This window comes from Allobosea sp. (genome assembly GCF_017308075.1).
Lineage (GTDB): Bacteria > Pseudomonadota > Alphaproteobacteria > Rhizobiales > Beijerinckiaceae > Allobosea.
Map to the genome: position 1 here is coordinate 79,326 of NZ_JAFKFX010000039.1, position 15,181 is coordinate 94,506.

The 15,181-nt window shown below is 66.5% G+C and carries 14 protein-coding genes; 10 read left to right on the forward strand and 4 right to left on the reverse strand.

Translation table 11 applies throughout. From position 1 onward, the window contains the following. Nucleotides 1-127 precede the first annotated feature (127 nt). Nucleotides 128-1,564: a DUF1254 domain-containing protein gene (locus J0J10_RS20440; RefSeq protein ID WP_291648723.1), complete on the forward strand. Its 1,437-nt coding sequence runs from the start codon at nucleotides 128-130 to the stop codon at nucleotides 1,562-1,564. Nucleotides 1,565-1,609: 45 nt separating this feature from the next. Here the strand turns inward: J0J10_RS20440 and uxuA are convergent, their stop codons facing one another. Then, nucleotides 1,610-2,806 carry a mannonate dehydratase gene (uxuA, locus tag J0J10_RS20445; protein ID WP_291648725.1) on the reverse strand — a complete coding sequence of 399 codons (1,197 nt, stop codon included), beginning with the start codon at nucleotides 2,804-2,806 and terminating at the stop codon, nucleotides 1,610-1,612. Nucleotides 2,807-2,843: 37 nt separating this feature from the next. After that, nucleotides 2,844-3,539, reverse strand: a complete 696-nt coding sequence (locus J0J10_RS20450; RefSeq protein WP_291648727.1) for a GntR family transcriptional regulator — start codon at nucleotides 3,537-3,539, stop codon at nucleotides 2,844-2,846. A gap of 166 nt (nucleotides 3,540-3,705) precedes the next feature. Here J0J10_RS20450 and J0J10_RS20455 point away from each other — a divergent pair, with 166 nt between their 5' ends. The 8 genes from J0J10_RS20455 to J0J10_RS20490 all read left to right on the forward strand — a co-directional run bounded on the left by J0J10_RS20455 (nucleotide 3,706) and on the right by J0J10_RS20490 (nucleotide 12,147). Further along, entirely contained in the window at nucleotides 3,706-4,896 is a 1,191-nt protein-coding gene (locus J0J10_RS20455) for an extracellular solute-binding protein (RefSeq protein ID WP_291634946.1), read from the forward strand. A gap of 104 nt (nucleotides 4,897-5,000) precedes the next feature. Next, entirely contained in the window at nucleotides 5,001-6,074 is a 1,074-nt protein-coding gene (locus tag J0J10_RS20460; protein WP_291648729.1) for an ABC transporter ATP-binding protein, read from the forward strand. Further along, the gene (locus J0J10_RS20465; RefSeq protein ID WP_291634950.1) at nucleotides 6,071-6,961 is read left to right on the forward strand and encodes an ABC transporter permease; all 891 of its coding nucleotides are present in this window, start codon (nucleotides 6,071-6,073) and stop codon (nucleotides 6,959-6,961) included. Before J0J10_RS20460 ends, J0J10_RS20465 begins: the two co-directional genes overlap by 4 nt. Nucleotides 6,962-6,965: 4 nt before the next feature. After that, nucleotides 6,966-7,796 (forward strand): ABC transporter permease, encoded by an 831-nt coding sequence (locus tag J0J10_RS20470; RefSeq protein ID WP_291634953.1) that lies wholly within the window; start codon nucleotides 6,966-6,968, stop codon nucleotides 7,794-7,796. A gap of 167 nt (nucleotides 7,797-7,963) precedes the next feature. Further along, nucleotides 7,964-8,986 (forward strand): DNA topoisomerase IB, encoded by a 1,023-nt coding sequence (locus J0J10_RS20475; RefSeq protein ID WP_291648731.1) that lies wholly within the window; start codon nucleotides 7,964-7,966, stop codon nucleotides 8,984-8,986. Nucleotides 8,987-9,091: 105 nt separating this feature from the next. Continuing rightward, the gene (locus tag J0J10_RS20480) at nucleotides 9,092-10,237 is read left to right on the forward strand and encodes an amidohydrolase (protein WP_291648733.1); all 1,146 of its coding nucleotides are present in this window, start codon (nucleotides 9,092-9,094) and stop codon (nucleotides 10,235-10,237) included. Nucleotides 10,238-10,329: 92 nt separating this feature from the next. Continuing rightward, complete coding sequence (gene cobF / locus J0J10_RS20485) at nucleotides 10,330-11,088, forward strand: precorrin-6A synthase (deacetylating) (protein ID WP_291648735.1); 759 nt, start codon at nucleotides 10,330-10,332, stop codon at nucleotides 11,086-11,088. 132 nt (nucleotides 11,089-11,220) lie between these two features. Continuing rightward, nucleotides 11,221-12,147, forward strand: coding sequence for a helix-turn-helix domain-containing protein (locus J0J10_RS20490; protein ID WP_291648737.1), 927 nt, complete (start codon nucleotides 11,221-11,223; stop codon nucleotides 12,145-12,147). Here the strand turns inward: J0J10_RS20490 and J0J10_RS20495 are convergent. Beyond that, on the reverse strand, nucleotides 12,133-12,774 hold the full coding sequence (locus tag J0J10_RS20495) for a TIGR00725 family protein (RefSeq protein WP_291648739.1): 642 nt from the start codon (nucleotides 12,772-12,774) through the stop codon (nucleotides 12,133-12,135). The two genes, J0J10_RS20490 and J0J10_RS20495, sit on opposite strands and share 15 nt — an antisense overlap. 11 nt (nucleotides 12,775-12,785) lie before the next feature. Then, entirely contained in the window at nucleotides 12,786-13,496 is a 711-nt protein-coding gene (locus J0J10_RS20500) for an orotate phosphoribosyltransferase (protein WP_291634963.1), read from the reverse strand. A 437-nt stretch (nucleotides 13,497-13,933) separates the two neighbouring features. Here J0J10_RS20500 and J0J10_RS20505 point away from each other — a divergent pair, with 437 nt between their 5' ends. Continuing rightward, nucleotides 13,934-15,181 (forward strand): MFS transporter, encoded by a 1,248-nt coding sequence (locus J0J10_RS20505; RefSeq protein WP_291634964.1) that lies wholly within the window; start codon nucleotides 13,934-13,936, stop codon nucleotides 15,179-15,181.

A 15,181-nucleotide genomic window follows, 5' to 3' on the forward strand; every position in this document is an offset into this window, starting at 1 on the left:
CGATTGTCGAAATACTGTGCCATGTTAATGTTTTCGCCTGACGCGAGGTCATCAGTATTGATTAAAGTATTGGCCTCTTTTTTGTCAGTCGTATGGAATTTCGATCCGGCAATTGGGGAGTTGCAATATGAGCAGGAGCATCGTTGCAGTTTTTCTAGGCCTTTTTCTCGCCCCCGCGCTGGTCCAGGGCGTGTCAGCTCAAAGCGCTCAGCCTGCGCTGACTGAGGCCGAGGCGCATGCCATCGGTGTCGATGCCTACATCTACTTCTATCCGCTGGTCACGATGGACATCACGCGCAAGCAATCGACCAATATCGAGGCCGGCAAGGAGTTCGGCAAAGGCCCGATGAACATGTTCGTCAACGTGCCGGCGTTTCCGTCTGCCGACATGAAGCTTGTGGTCAGGGTCAATTTCGATACGCTCTATTCCGTCGCCTGGCTCGATCTCACCAAGGAGCCGCAAATCGTCTCCGCGCCGGATACCGGCGGGCGCTTCTATCTCCTGCCGATGCTGGACATGTGGTCGGATGTGTTCGCGTCGCCGGGATGGCGCACCACCGGCACGCAGGCCGGCAGTTTCCTCGTTACGCCGCCCGGCTGGACCGGAACGGTGCCTGCCGAGATGTCGCGGATCAGTGCGCCGACGCCCTATACTTGGGTGATCGGGCGGACCAAGACCGACGGCCCCTCCGACTATGACGCTGTCCACAAGATCCAGGCCGGCTACAAGGTCACGGCCCTGTCGGATTGGGGCAAGGCGCCGAAGCCGGTCGAGGCGAAGATCGACCCGGGCATCGACATGAAGACGCCGCCCAAGACCCAGGCCGACAGCATGCCGGCCGACAAGTATTTCGCCTATGCCGCCGAACTGCTGAAGCTCCATCCGCCACATCTCACCGACCAGCCGATCGTCGCGCAGATGAAGCACATCGGCATCGTGCCGGGCCAGAGCTTCGATTTCGCGGCATTGCCGGCCGTGGTGAAAAAAGGCCTCGAAGGTGCGCCGGAGGCCGGGCAGAGGCTGATGCTCTGGAAACTGCCGACGCTCGCCCGCGTCACGAACAACTGGTCGATGAACACCGACACGATGGGCGTCTACGGCAACTACTATCTCAAGCGCGCCATCGTCGCGCAGCAGGGACTCGGAGCGAACCTGCCCGAGGATGCGATCTACCCGCTCAACCTTGCCGACGAGGCCGGGCGGCCGCTCGACGGCGCCAACAAATACATGCTGCACTTCGAGAAGGGGGCTGCCCCGCCGGTCAACGCCTTCTGGTCGATCACGCTCTACGATCCGCAGGGCTTCCAGGTCGGCAACGTCTTGAACCGCTTCGCGGTGAGCAGCTGGATGCCGTTCAGATACAATGCCGACGGCTCGCTCGATCTCTATTTCCAGAACGAGAGCCCCGGCAAGGACAAGGAAGCCAACTGGCTTCCGGCGCCGAAGGACGGCTTCAACCTGACGATGCGGCTCTACGGGCCGAAATCGGAAGCGCTCACCGGTAAATGGAATCCGCCGCCGGTCACGCGCGTGCAGACGCTTCCGCAGGTCGTCGGGCAGTAAGCCGCGACCCTGCCGGCGCGGTCCCGCGCCGGCAGCCGCTCAACCTCAGGCGGCGTAGCCCTTGACGCTGGCGAGTGCCGTCATCACCCCGCGCAACTCCGCAAGGCCGCGCAGCCGCCCGACCGCGGGATAGCCCGGGAACGAGCCCTTGCCGGCGTCGTCCAGCAGTTCATGGCCATGGTCGGGCCGCATCGGGATGCGCCAGTGTTTCCAGCCCGCGGCCTTGCGGCGGGTCTGCTCGCTCATCAGCACGTCGACCAGCGCCACCATGTCGGTGTCGCCGCCGAGATGTTCGGCCTCCATGAAGGAGCCGTCGGAGTCCTTGGCGACATTGCGCAGATGCGCGAACCAGACCCGGTCGGCGAAGCGCCTGGCGATGGCCGGCACGTCGTTCTTCGGATTGGCGCCGAGCGAGCCGGAGCACAGGGTGAGCCCGTTCGACGGGCTGTCGACCGCGCCGAGGATGAAGGCGATGTCCTCCTCGTCCGAGCAGATCCGCGGCAGGCCGAAAAGCGGCCGTGGCGGGTCGTCCGGATGGATGCACATGCGGATGCCGACCTCTTCCGCCGTCGGGATCACCGCCTCGAGGAAGCGCTTGAGATTGGCACGCAGGCGCTCATGGCTCATGCCACGATAGCGCTCCAGCATGCGCTTCAGCCCCGGCACGTCATAGCGGTCATAGGCGCCGGGCAGGCCCGCCATGATGTTGGCGAGGAGGCGGGCGCGATCAGCCTCGGAGGAGCGCTCGAACCAGGCTTTCGCCTTGTCCATCACCTCGGCCGGATGGCCCTGATCGGCGCCCGGACGCTGCAGCATGAAATGGTCGACGACGACATATTCGTGCAGGTTGAAGCGCAGGGCCGTGCCGCCTCCGGGCAGGGGCTCGGCGAGTTCGGTGCGGGTCCAGTCGAGCACCGGCATGAAATTGTAGCAGATCACCTCGAGCCCGCAGGCGGCGAGGTTGCGCATCGACTGGCGGTAATTGGCGAGGACCGGCTCGAGATCGCCTTCGCCGATCTTGACGCTTTCATGGATCGGCAGGCTCTCGACCACCGACCAGCGCAGGCCGAGGCTCTTGTCGGCCTCGATGATCGCCTTGCGCTTCTCGATCTCCTCGACGCTCCAGACCACGCCATAGGGGATCTGGTGCAGGGCGTTGACGATGCCGCGCGCGCCCGCCTGCCGCGCCTGGGCAAGAGTCACCACATCGTCCGGGCCGAACCAGCGCCAGCTCTGTTCCATTGTCGGATGTCCTCTTGCGGGCTCTGTCGTTGCCGTCTCAGGTGGGCTTGTTCAGGCCGCCGGTGGTGGCGAAGGCGTCGACCTGGTTGCGCGCGATGGTCTCGATCGCGTCGAAGACGGTGCGCAGATGCGCCCGCATGGTCGTCTCGGCCGCCGCCTCGTCGCCGGCGCTGACCGCGGCGGCGATCTGCCGATGCTCGGAGAGGATCATGTCGGACCAGCCGCTGGTCTCCAGCGACAGGCAGCGCACCCGGTCGAGCTGCGCCTTGACGCCCTCGATCAGCCCCCAGACCGAAGGATGGCCGGAGAGGCGCGAAAGCTCGGCATGGAAGGCCTCGTCGCTGCGGAAGAAGCCGGCGCGGTCTCCGGCCGCGAGCGCCTGTTCCTGCTCGCGGATCAATTGTGCGAGGCTGGCCTTGCCCTCCGCGTCGATGCGCTGAGCGGCGAGGGCGACAGTGCGACACTCCAGCGTCTCGCGTACGAACTGGCTGTCATAGACGGCGGCGAGGTCGATCGGCGCGACGAAGGTGCCGACCTGCGGGACGACCAGCAGGAAACCCTCCTCGACCAACCGCTTGAAGGATTCGCGCACGGGCGTGCGGCTGACGCCGAACTGCAGCGCCATGCGTGCTTCGGAAATCGCTTCCCCCGGGCGCAGCACCGCGTTCAGTATGTCGCTCCGCAAGGCGCGATGGATTTGCTCCGTGGTCTGCCGTGCTGCTGCGATGCCCATTGCCAAGCTCTTGTTCACTAGTATACTAGGATACTGGTCGAGGCAGGGAGGCGTCAACTCCGAATGCCTTGCGTGCGATAAGGGCCGGACAGGGGCCGGCACAAGATGGCCGGCGCCGGTTTGGGCGCAAGCAAAGAAGCGGCAAAGCCGCCGCGAGGAGGGAAACATGGTCCAGGACAGCATCAACAGGCGTACGTTCCTTGGCGGCGTCGCCGGTGTGGCCGGGCTGGCGCACGCGCCGGCCGCCTTCGCGCAGCAGCTCAAGCTGCCGTCATCGCCGCTCGGGATCAGCATCATCGATGTCGGCGGTGCGCTCGCTTTGGTGCAGCAGCCGCTGGAGAACTACGCCAAGGCGAACCCCAAGCTTGTTTCGCGCATGACCTTCACCAAGGCGCCGGCGCCCGAATTGCCGGCCAAGCTGAAGGCCCAGCAGGCCGCCGGCCGCGTCGACATCGACTTCGTCATCGGCGGCCTCGACGTGCTCTCGGCCGGCATCGACCAGAAGCTCTGGGTCGAATTGCTGCCGCGCTTCGCGGCCGAGCTGCCGAAGCCCGAGGAGATCTTCCTCAAGCCAGCGCTCGCCATGCACAATCTCGGGGCGGGGCAGGGGATGGCGATGGTTTATTATCCGTCCGGCCCGCTGCTCGAATACATGCCCGACAAGGTCAAGACTCCGCCGACCACCGCGCAGGAGCTGCTCGACTGGACCAAGCAGAACAAGAACCGCTTCCTCTATGCCCGCCCGGCCAACTCCGGGCCCGGTCGCACCTTCATCATGGGCCTGCCCTACATCCTCGGCGACAGCGACCCCAAGGATCCGGCCAAGGGCTGGGACAAGACCTGGGCCTATCTCAAGGCGCTCGGCGAGAACATCGAGTACTATCCGGGCGGCACCGGTGCGACGATGAAGGAGCTCGGCGACGGCACCCGCGACATCATCGTCTCGACAACCGGCTGGGACATCAATCCGCGCGTCCTCGGCGTCGTGCCGAAGGAAGCCAAGATCCAGACGCTGAAGGGCTTCCACTGGGTCACCGACGCCCAGTACATGATGATCCCCAAGGGCGTCTCCGACGAGAAGCTCGCCGTGCTGCTCGACCTGATCCGCCACATGCTGACGCCGCAGCAGCAGGCCTACACCTATGACGAGGGCTATTTCTATCCGGGTCCGGCGGTGAAGGACGTGCCGCTCTCGATGGCGCCGGAATCGAGCCAGAAGGCGATCCGGGAATATGGTCGCCCGGAATACGAGAAGCTGATCGCCGAGAACCCGATGGAAACCCCGCTTGACCCCGACAAGATGGTCGTCGCCTTCCGCATGTGGGACGAGCAGGTCGGCGGCGCCAAGCGCAAGTAACCTGCGCACCCTCCGCTACCCGACAGGCCGGTCCTTGACCGGCCTGTCGCCTTACTGTCGCCTGTCTCCGGACGCCCTCCGTCCGTCCGAACCAGATGGTCCACATGACGATACATGCTGCGAACTTCCGCGAACTCAGGCTCGACCGGCTCTGCCGCGATTTCGGCAGCCACAACGCCGTCAAGGACGTCTCGCTGACCATCCGGCAGGGCGAATTCATCGCGCTGCTCGGCCCTTCCGGCTGCGGCAAGTCGACGACGCTGAACCTGATCGCGGGCCTGCTGCCGGCGACCGGCGGCGGCATCTGGCTCGACGAGAAGCGCATCGATCCGTTGCGCCCCGAAGAACGCGGCTTCGGCATGGTCTTTCAGAGCTACGCGCTCTTCCCGCATATGAGCGTGCGCAAGAATATCGGCTTCGGCCTGAAGATGCGCGGCATGCCTAAGGCCGAGAGCGAGAGCCGCGTCGCCGAGGCGGTGGCGCTGGTTCGGCTTCAGGGCCAGGAGGACAAGCTCCCCGGCCAGCTTTCCGGCGGTCAGCAGCAGCGCGTCGCCATCGCCCGTGCCATCGCCGTGCAGCCGCCGCTCGTGCTGATGGACGAGCCGCTCTCCAATCTCGACGCCAAATTGCGTCTTGAAATGCGCGCCGAGATCCGGCGCATTCACAACACGCTCGGCGCCACCACCATCTATGTCACGCACGACCAGGAGGAGGCGCTCTCACTCGCCGATCGCATCGTCGTGATGCGCGATGGCGAGATCCGCCAGGTCGGCGGGCCCGAGGACCTGTTCTCGCGGCCCGACCATCTCGATGTCGCCGAGTTCATGGGCTTCCGCAACAAGGTCTCCGGCAAGGTGGCGAGCGTCGCCGGCGATCTCGCGACCGTGACGATCGGCAATGTCGGCGTCACCGGCCGTGTTCGCACCAAGGCGGCGGCCGGCGAGATCGCCCATCTCTCGATCCGTCCCGAGGATCTGCATCCCGTATCCGAGGGCGGGGAGGGGCTCGAGGCGAAGGTCGTCTCGACCGAGTTTCATGGCCGCGAATTCGTCGGCTTCGCCCGCATGGCCGACGATACACCGCTGACCTTCCTGGCCGATCGGCGCATCGCGCCGGGCACGGACATCCGTCTCGCCGCCGACAAGGAGCGGGTGCTGGTCTTCGGGGGCGCCGCATGAGCCCGGCCTCTCCCGATATCCCGTTCTCGCAGCGCCTTGCCGCGCGCGGCCTCGACGGGTTGACCCTGCTCGTCCTGCCGGCGGTGATCTTCCTGCTGGCGCTTTTCGTCTATCCGTTCTTCTACGGGCTGTTCCTCTCCTTCACGCCCAAGGCCGGCGGGGCGCTGGCGAACTATCAGCGCTTCTTCTCCGATTCCTTCCTCTACGGGACGATCGCGACCACGCTCTGGCTCGCTCTGCCGGTGACGATCGTGACGCTGCTGCTCGCCATCCCGATCGCCTTCCGCGTCCGGCTGATGAAGAACCAGCGCCTGCTCACCACCATCCTGGTGATCCCGATCACGCTCGGCACCGTGCTGGTCGCCCAGGGACTGCTGAATTATCTCGGCCCGCAGGGCTGGTTCAACCGTACGCTGATGACGATCGGCCTGATCTCCTCGCCGGTGAAGCTGCTGCACAATTACTGGGGCGTGATGCTCTCGCTGGTGATCACCGGCTTCCCCTTCACCTTCCTCCTGACCCTGTCCTATCTCACCGGCGTCGACCCGGCGCTGGAACAGGCGGGCGCGACGCTCGGCGCCGGTCCCTGGCAGCGCTTCAAGCACATCCTCTTTCCGCTGTTGCTGCCCGGGCTCGCCATCACCTTCTGCCTCAGCTTCGTGCAGGCCTTTTCGGTCTTTCCCTCGGCGGTTCTGCTCGGAGCGCCGGCGGGGCCGACCCGCGTGATCTCGATCGCGGCCTATCAGGCGGCCTTCGAGGAATACGACTACTCCATGGCCTCGGCTGTCGCGATGATCATGGGGCTCGTCCAGCTCGCCATCGTCGTTGCGGTGCTGGGTTTGCGCGGGATGCTCTATCGCGGTCCGGCCGGCGGCGGAAAGGGCTGATCCGATGGTCAAGGATACACGTCTCTCGACCAAGCTCTGGGCCGCGGCCAACTGGACGCTGATCGGCTTCTTCATCGTCAACCTGTTCGCGATGATCGCGACGGTCCTCACCAGCTCGTTCTCGACGCGCTGGCTGCGCTCCTGGCTGCCCGATGGCTGGACCACGCGCTGGTACGGCGCCGCCTGGGCGGAATTCCAGCTCGGCGACGTGCTGACGGTCACCTTCCAGATCGTCTTCCTCGTCGTCTTCCTCTCCGGGCTGATCGGCGTGCCGGCCGCCTATGCGCTGGCGCGGCGCGATTTCCCCGGCAAGAAGCTGGTCATGCTGCTCTTCCTGCTGCCGCTGCTGGTGCCGCCGATCACCTTCGGCATCCCGCTGGCGACGGTGCTCTACCGGACCGGGCTCGCAGGCTCGATGTCGGGTGTCGTGTTGGCCAATCTCGTGCCGACCGTGCCCTTCGTTATCCTGGTGATGATCCCGTTCATCGAGCAGATCGACACCAAGATCGAGGCGGCGGCGCGGGTCTTCGGCGCCAACACCTTCAGGCTCTTCATCCATGTCCTGCTGCCGCTCTTGATGCCCGGCATCCTCGCCGCGCTCCTGCTCGTGCTGGTCAGGACCATCGCGATGTTCGAGCTGACCTTCCTCACGGCGGGGCCGACCAGCCAGACGCTGGTGGTGGCGCTCTACTATGCGGTCTTCGCCGCCGGCGTGCGCGCCGTGCAGTCGATCGACGCCATGGCGGTGATCTACATGGCGACGACGCTGATCTGGCTCGTCATCGCGCTGCGCTTCGTCAATCCGACGCAGATCGTGGCGCGGGCAAAGCGCTAGAGCCCGTTCCAATCGGCTTGCGATGCAAGCCGATTGGACAAACGGTCTCCAACTCAAGGTGAGAGCCGGATCCGATCAGGTTGGTTCAACCTGATCGGATCCGGCTCCCGGGAACTTCGCGCCGCCTCCCGCATTCCTCCGCAGCCGTTCGAGCTGCGGAGGGTGCCATGGTCGCAAGGCGCAAGACAGGCGAGGCCAGTGCTTCGGGCCGGCTTCGCCGGACCACGCCCGAGGATCTCTCGATCACCCGCATCCGCGTCGGCCGCAACTTCGGCTATCGCGATGCCGAGGGCGGCAAGATCACCGACGAGGCGACGCTCGCCCGCATTCGCGCACTGGCGATCCCGCCGGCCTATCGCGACGTCCAGATCGCCAGCGACCCGCGCGGCCATCTCCAGGCCGTCGGGCGCGACGAGGCCGGGCGCATCCAGCATCGCTATCATCCCGATTGGGAAAAGGTACGCGAGGGCCGCAAGCTGAAGCGCCTGGCGCAACTGGTCGAGGCCTTGCCCCGGCTGCGGGAGCGCATCGCCGCCGATCTGAAGGGAAGGGAACTTTCGCGTGCCAAGGCGCTGGCCTGCGCCGCCGCGATCATCGATCGCTGCCATATCCGCGTCGGCAACGAGGTCTATGCCCGCAGCAACGGTAGCCATGGCGCCTCGACCCTGCTCAAGCGCCATATCGCCGTCACCGGCAGGCATGTCGCACTGTCCTTCCGCGGCAAGGGCGGCAAGGACATCGCCTGCGCTCGCGACGACGCGCCGCTCGCCCGCGCCCTGACGCGCCTTGCCACGCTGCCGGGCCGGCGGCTCTTCCAGTATCGCGACGAGGACGGCGCGGTCGCATTGATCAGCGCCGCAGAGATCAACGCTTATCTGCGCGAGGCCGCCGGCCTGCCGGTGTCGAGCAAGGATCTGCGCATGCTCGCCGCCAATGCCGCGGCGGCCGAACTCCTGCTCGCGACCGACATCGCCACCAGCGAGCGTGGCCGCAAGCGCCAGCTCGCCGATATCATGCGCGCCATCTCGGAGCGGCTGGTCAACACACCGGCTGTGGTTCGCAAGAGCTATGTCCACGCCATCGTGGTCAGCTCCTATGCCAGCGGCAAGCTGCAGCGGGTCTACCGCCGGGCGAGGGCGCGCGGCGGCTGCTCGCGCATCGAACGGGCGCTGGGATTGCTGGCGGCATGACCTGATCGCCATGCATGGCCGCCGACCGACAAAACCGGCTGCCGGGGCTTGCGGTGTGGCGCGCCGTGGTGAAGCTCGGACAAAATCAGCCGAGGAAGTGCCAGCATGTTTCTCACCAATTCCGACATGGTCGAGCTGATCGAGCTCAGGCATGCGCTGCACCGCAAGCCGGAGGTGTCGGGCGAGGAGCGCGAAACGGCGCGGACGATCATCGGCTTCCTGGCTCCGAGCGCGCCCGACCGGGTGGTGACCGGGATCGGCGGCCATGGCGTCGCCGCGATCTATGAGGGCAGCGAGCCGGGGCCGACTGTGCTGGTCCGGGCCGAGCTCGATGCGCTCCCTATCGAGGAACTCTCCGGCGTGCCGCACTCATCGCAGGTGCCGGGCAAGAGCCATCTCTGTGGCCATGACGGCCATATGACCATCCTTGCCGCGCTCTCGCGCGGGCTCGGGCGCCAGAGGCCACAGCAGGGCAGGGCGATCCTGATGTTCCAGCCGGCCGAGGAAACCGGCGCGGGCGCCGCGGCGGTCATCGCCGATCCGAAGTTCAGGGAGATCGTGCCGGACTTTTCCTTCTCGCTGCACAACAAGCCGGGTATGCCGCTCGGCGCCATCCGTCTGTCCGAGGGGGCTGCGAACTGCGCCTCGCGCGGCCTCAAGATCGTGCTGAACGGCCGCACCTCGCATGCGGCGACGCCGGAACATGCGATCTCGCCGATGAAGGCGCTCGCCCGTTTGCTGCCGGAACTGACGGCCCTTGGTCCGGGCGGGGCGCTCGATGCCAATTACCGGCTCGTCACCGTCACCCATGCCAGCATGGGCGAGCAGGCCTTTGGAATCACGCCCGGCCGCGCCGAGATCTGGGCGACGCTACGGACCCTGAACGATGCGCTGATGGGCGCGCTCTGCGCCGAAGCGGAAGCATTGGCGCGCGAGGCCGCCGTCGCCGGCGGGCTCTCGGTCTCCATGAACTACTTCGACGTCTTCCATCACTGCGAGAACCATCCCGAGGCGGTGGCGCATCTGCGCCGCGCGCTTGACGATGAGGGCATCGCCCATGGCGAGACGCTGCCGCAGCGCGGCTCCGAGGATTTCGGCCTGTTCGGCCGCTCCTCGAAATCGGCGATGTTCCTGCTCGGCTCCGGCGAGGATACGCCGCCCCTGCACAATCCCGATTACGACTTTCCCGACGCGCTGATCGCGCCGGGCGCCCGCGTCTTCATGCGCACGATCCGGAATCTTCTGGGTTAGTTGGAGATCGTCATGCTCGGGGCTGCGCCCGAGCATGACGAGCCCAGGCTGGATCGTGTATGCGCACCGGTACCGCCGCCACGAGGGACCCCATGCGCAGGATCAGGATCATCGGCATCGGCGCCGGCAACCCGGAGCATCTGACGCTCCAGGCGGTCAGGGCGCTGAACGAGGTCGATGTCTTCTTCGTGCCCGACAAGGGCGAGGAGAAGGCTGCCTTGCGCGAACTGCGCGAGGAGATCTGCCGGCGCTATATCGAGAAGCAGGATCACCGCATGGTGCCGCTGCGCGTGCCGCAGCGTGCTGCCGCCGGCTCCGACTATCGCGGCAGCGTCGATGACTGGCATGCGGCGCTGGCCGAATCCTATGAGCGGCTCTTCGGCGAGGAGCTCGGCGAAGGCGAGGTCGGCGGCCTGCTCGTCTGGGGCGATCCGGCACTCTATGACAGCACGCTGCGGATCATCGAGGCGGTGCGCGCCCGCGGCTTTGCTCTCGACTACGACGTGATCCCCGGAATCAGCAGCGTCCAGGCGCTGGCGGCTGCGCATCGGCTGGTATTGAACCGGATCGGCGAGCCGGTGTTGATCACCACCGGCCGGAAGCTCGCCGAGAGCGGCATGCCGGACGATCAGGGCAGCGTCGTCGTCATGCTCGATGGCGAGCAGGCCTTTGCGAAGATCCCACCGGAGGGGCTGGACATCTACTGGGGCGCCTATCTCGGCGCGGAGGAAGAGGTTCTGGCTTCCGGCCCGCTTTCGGAGGTCGCCGGGGAGATCGTCGAGCGCCGCGCCGAGGCCCGCGCCGCCCATGGCTGGATCATGGACACCTATCTGCTGCGCCGGAAGGGCTGATGCCGAAAGCCGGAGCCAATGCCGGCCCGACGGGAAACGGCTTGCTGCATCCGTCGCGCCGCTTCGCATCCGCAGCGAACTGGGCTAGCTTGTCTAAAATCTGAGATTCTAGGCGACGACAGGGCCGACCCGATGGCTATCCGCTTCGACGAGATCGGCCACCGGCTGAAGGCCTACCGGCTCGGTCGCGGGCTTCTGGCCGAGGAGGTCGCCGAACGGCTCGGCATTTCGCGCGCCGCGGTCTACCGCATCGAGGGCGGCGGCGTCGTCAAGATCGAGACGCTCGAGCGGCTGGCGACGGTCCTCGAGACCACGGTGGCGTCACTGCTCGGAGCGGGGGTCGAATACTATGCGAGCCCCGTCGCCTATTTCGAGCGCATGCGTCAGATCGAGGAAGAGGCCGACCAGGTCGTCGCCCATTTCCCGCCGCTCTCCTATCTGCTGACCTCCGGCGACTACGCCTCCTATCTCCGGCGGACGCTCGTAGAGGCCCTGCCGCCGCATGTCGAAGATCGCCACAAGGCCGAGGGCGAGATTGACGCGGTCATCGCCATCCTCGACGAGCGCCGCAAGGCCCGCGAGCGCCGTCGGCTCAGCGTCGTCAACTTCGTCAATGTGCTGGAGATCGAGCGCTGGCTGAAGCTCGGCATCGTCGGCCGCTTCAACCTTCCCGAGGACGAGCTCGCCCGGCGGCGTCTCGCGGCGCGGGCCGAGGTCGAGCATCTCCTGGCGCTGATCGAAAGCGAGCCGATGGGCATCCAGATCGGCTTGATCGAGGAAACCCTGCCGAACATGACCTTCCAGCTCTTCCGGACCGCGGAGAAGACGCTGCTGGGCCTGAGCCCGTTCCGGCTCGGCGGCGAATTGCCGAACCTCCGTTCCGGCATCGCGATGCTCACGGCGGACGAGCAGCCGGTGCGGCTCTACGAGGCGCTGGCCGATGATCTTTGGCGCCGGGCCCGCAAGGGCAGCGAGGCCGGGGCGCTGCTGCGCGCGGCGCTGGCGCGCTCCGGCGCGACGGCCGAACGCGCGCCGAAATCGGCTTCAGCCCGCGGCTGATTCCGGCAGGCGCAGCACTGCGCGGGCGACCTGTTCGAGAGCTTCGCCAGGGTTCGCGCAGCGTGCCGCGCCGTCCACCGCCGGGGCGCCTTCCAGAAGGAAGACCGGCCGCCCGAACTGCAGCGCGAAGGCGATCTCCGACAGCGTGCCATAGCCGCCGCCGATCGCGATCAGGCTGTGCGCTGCGCGCGCGATCAGGGCGTTGCGGGCGACGCCGATCCCGGTCGCGAGCGGTACGGTGACATAGGGATTGGCGGCTTCCGGCTCTGTGTCGGGGAGGAGGCCGATCGAGAGGCCGCCACCTTCGGCGACGCCGCGGCAGACGGCTTCCATCACGCCGGCGCGGCCGCCGCACAGCACCGTCAGCCCGTGCCGGGCGAGCAGGAGGCCGGTCTGTTCGGCTGCCTGCTCCTGTGCCTGCGTGGGTGTCCGCGTGCCGATCACCGCGACTGGCGTGCGCAGTGGCCGGCCGCTCGCATGCTGGAGCCAATGCAGCGCCCCGATCGGCGTGACCGGCTCGCCCTCTGCGGACGCCGTGTCCGGCTGCCATTGCCGCGTCGCCGGCTCGAAGCCGTTGCCACGGTCGTCGCTGAGGCGGCCATGCGCCCGATCGAGGATGAGGCGCATGGCGTGGTGGCTCAGCCCTGCTTGGCCTGGTTGAAGTCCGAGATGCCGCCATGCGCGGCCGACCACTTGGCCGGCTCGTTGAGGAAGCTCTCGACCTCGTCCAGCACCTTCGGCTCGAAATGGCCGCTCGCCTTGGCGACCTTGAGCACGTCCCACCAGGTGGTGAGATAGTGCAGGCCGACGCCGATCTCCTTCATCATCTCGCGGCCCTGCGGGAAGATGTCGTAGTAGAACAGCACGAAGCAGTGATCGACCTTGGCGCCGGCGTCGCGCAGCGCCTTGCAGAAGTTGACCTTGCTGCCGCCATCGGTGGCGAGGTCCTCGACCAGAAGCGTGCGCGCGCCCTCGACCACCTCGCCTTCGATCTGCGCATTGCGGCCGAAGCCCTTGGGCTTCTTGCGCACATACTGCATCGGCAGCGCCAGCCGGTCGGAGATCCAGGCGGCGAAGGGGATGCCGGCCGTCTCGCCGCCGGCGACAATGTCGATCGACTCATAGCCGATGTCGCGCACGATCGTGGTCGCGGCGAAGTCGATCAGAGAGGAGCGCAGCCGCGGGAAGGAAATGATCTTGCGGCAATCGATATAGACCGGGCTCGCCCAGCCCGAGGTGAAGATGAAGGGCTTGTCCTTGTAGAAATGGACGGCCTTGATTTCGAGCAGCATCTTGGCCGCCTCGAGGGCGATCGTGTCCCTGTCGACCGGCATGTAGAGATTGGGCATGGTCTTCTTCTCCAGGGGCTGAGCGCCATCGTTCGCCGGCTGAGGCGTTCGGGCGGGGCAATGTCGGGTTCGCAAACGGCCCCTTCTCAGCGCGATGACGGTCGAGGTCAATCCCTGAATCGCGCCACGACACGGCGATGCTTGTGGAAAGCCCGCCGCTTTCCGAAAGTGTCGCAAAATTGAGATTTAGGATTGCAAATGAGATAATGCCGTGACAATCATGCCGGCGTGCGGCGCGGAGGGGCTATGTCTCGCGCAGCGGTGAGCTTCTCGCGGCAGGCCCTAGCGGTCGGTCGTCAAGTGACGCAGAAGCGTCCGGAGAAGATGGGTGCACGCCCAAACTCCAAAGGGACGGCAGGCAGCGGCACGCACGGGGCGTGCCCTGATGCATTTGCGTTCCTGTGCACGTCATCAGAAGCCAGACAGGGGACTCCGCCGTGAGTGACAACCAGGCCGCAACCGCCGGCTCAATCGCCCATTCCGCACCGACAGAGGTCGACAGCAAGGCCAGGAAGGCTCTCTGGGGCTCGGCCATCGGCTATGCCATGGACGGCTTCGACTTGCTGATCCTCGGCTTCATGCTGCGGGCGATCTCGGCCGATCTCAATCTGACACAGGCGCAGGGCGCCTCGCTCGTCACCGCGACGCTGGTCGGCGCCGTGATCGGCGGTATCGGCTTCGGCATGCTCTCGGACCGGCTCGGCCGCGTGCGCGTGCTGACCTGGACCATCGTCCTCTTCGCCGTCTTCACCGGCATGTGCGCCCTCGCGCAGGGCTATTGGGATCTCCTGATCTACCGCACCATCGCCGGCCTCGGCCTCGGCGGTGAATTCGGCATCGGCATGGCGCTCGTCGCCGAGGCCTGGCCGGCTTCGAAGCGCGCCCGCGCCTCCTCCTATGTCGGCCTCGGCTGGCAGGTCGGCGTGCTCGCCGCGGCGATCGCGACCCCGCTGCTGCTGCCGACGATCGGCTGGCGCGGCATGTTCGCCATCGGCGTGCTGCCGGCGATCGCCGCCTATTTCATCCGCCATTCGCTGCATGAGCCGGACGTCTTCGTCGCCCGCACCAAGGACAAGCCGAAGGAATCCGCGCTGCGTGCCCTGGTCAAGGATTGGGACACCACCAAGCTCAGCCTCGGCATGGTCATCCTCTGCTCGGTCCAGAACTTCGGCTATTACGGCGTGATGATCTGGTTGCCGAACTATCTGGCGACCCGCTTCGGCTTCGCCCTGACCCAGTCGGCTGTCTGGACCTCGGTCACCATCGCCGGCATGGCGCTCGGCATCTTCGCCTTCGGCCATATCGCCGACCGGATCGGCAGGCGCCCAGCCTTCTTCGGTTACATGCTAGGCGCCGCCGTGATGGTCGTGGTCTATTCGCGACTGACCGACCCGATCCATCTCCTGATCGGCGGCGCGGTGATGGGCTTCTTCGTCAACGGCATGCTCGGCGGCTATGGCGCGCTGATCAGCGAGCTCTTCCCGACCACGGCCCGCGCCACCGCCCAGAACGTGCTGTTCAATATCGGGCGCGGCGTCGGCGGCTTCGGACCGGTCGTGGTTGGCGCGATCGCCGCCACCTACAGCTTCGAACTGGCGATCGGCCTTTTGGCGACGCTCTACGTGCTCGATATCCTGGCCATGTGGCTGCTGATCCCCGAGCGCCGCGGCGCCGAGCTCTCCTGA

Coding starts and splice junctions, on each gene's coding strand:
- J0J10_RS20440 (WP_291648723.1), top strand. CDS start 128: ATGAGCAGGAGCATCGTTGCAGTTTTTCTAGGCCTTTTTCTCGCCCCC.
- uxuA (WP_291648725.1), bottom strand. CDS start 2,806: ATGGAACAGAGCTGGCGCTGGTTCGGCCCGGACGATGTGGTGACTCTT.
- J0J10_RS20450 (WP_291648727.1), bottom strand. CDS start 3,539: ATGGGCATCGCAGCAGCACGGCAGACCACGGAGCAAATCCATCGCGCC.
- J0J10_RS20455 (WP_291634946.1), top strand. CDS start 3,706: ATGGTCCAGGACAGCATCAACAGGCGTACGTTCCTTGGCGGCGTCGCC.
- J0J10_RS20460 (WP_291648729.1), top strand. CDS start 5,001: ATGACGATACATGCTGCGAACTTCCGCGAACTCAGGCTCGACCGGCTC.
- J0J10_RS20465 (WP_291634950.1), top strand. CDS start 6,071: ATGAGCCCGGCCTCTCCCGATATCCCGTTCTCGCAGCGCCTTGCCGCG.
- J0J10_RS20470 (WP_291634953.1), top strand. CDS start 6,966: ATGGTCAAGGATACACGTCTCTCGACCAAGCTCTGGGCCGCGGCCAAC.
- J0J10_RS20475 (WP_291648731.1), top strand. CDS start 7,964: ATGGTCGCAAGGCGCAAGACAGGCGAGGCCAGTGCTTCGGGCCGGCTT.
- J0J10_RS20480 (WP_291648733.1), top strand. CDS start 9,092: ATGTTTCTCACCAATTCCGACATGGTCGAGCTGATCGAGCTCAGGCAT.
- cobF (WP_291648735.1), top strand. CDS start 10,330: ATGCGCAGGATCAGGATCATCGGCATCGGCGCCGGCAACCCGGAGCAT.
- J0J10_RS20490 (WP_291648737.1), top strand. CDS start 11,221: ATGGCTATCCGCTTCGACGAGATCGGCCACCGGCTGAAGGCCTACCGG.
- J0J10_RS20495 (WP_291648739.1), bottom strand. CDS start 12,774: ATGCGCCTCATCCTCGATCGGGCGCATGGCCGCCTCAGCGACGACCGT.
- J0J10_RS20500 (WP_291634963.1), bottom strand. CDS start 13,496: ATGCCCAATCTCTACATGCCGGTCGACAGGGACACGATCGCCCTCGAG.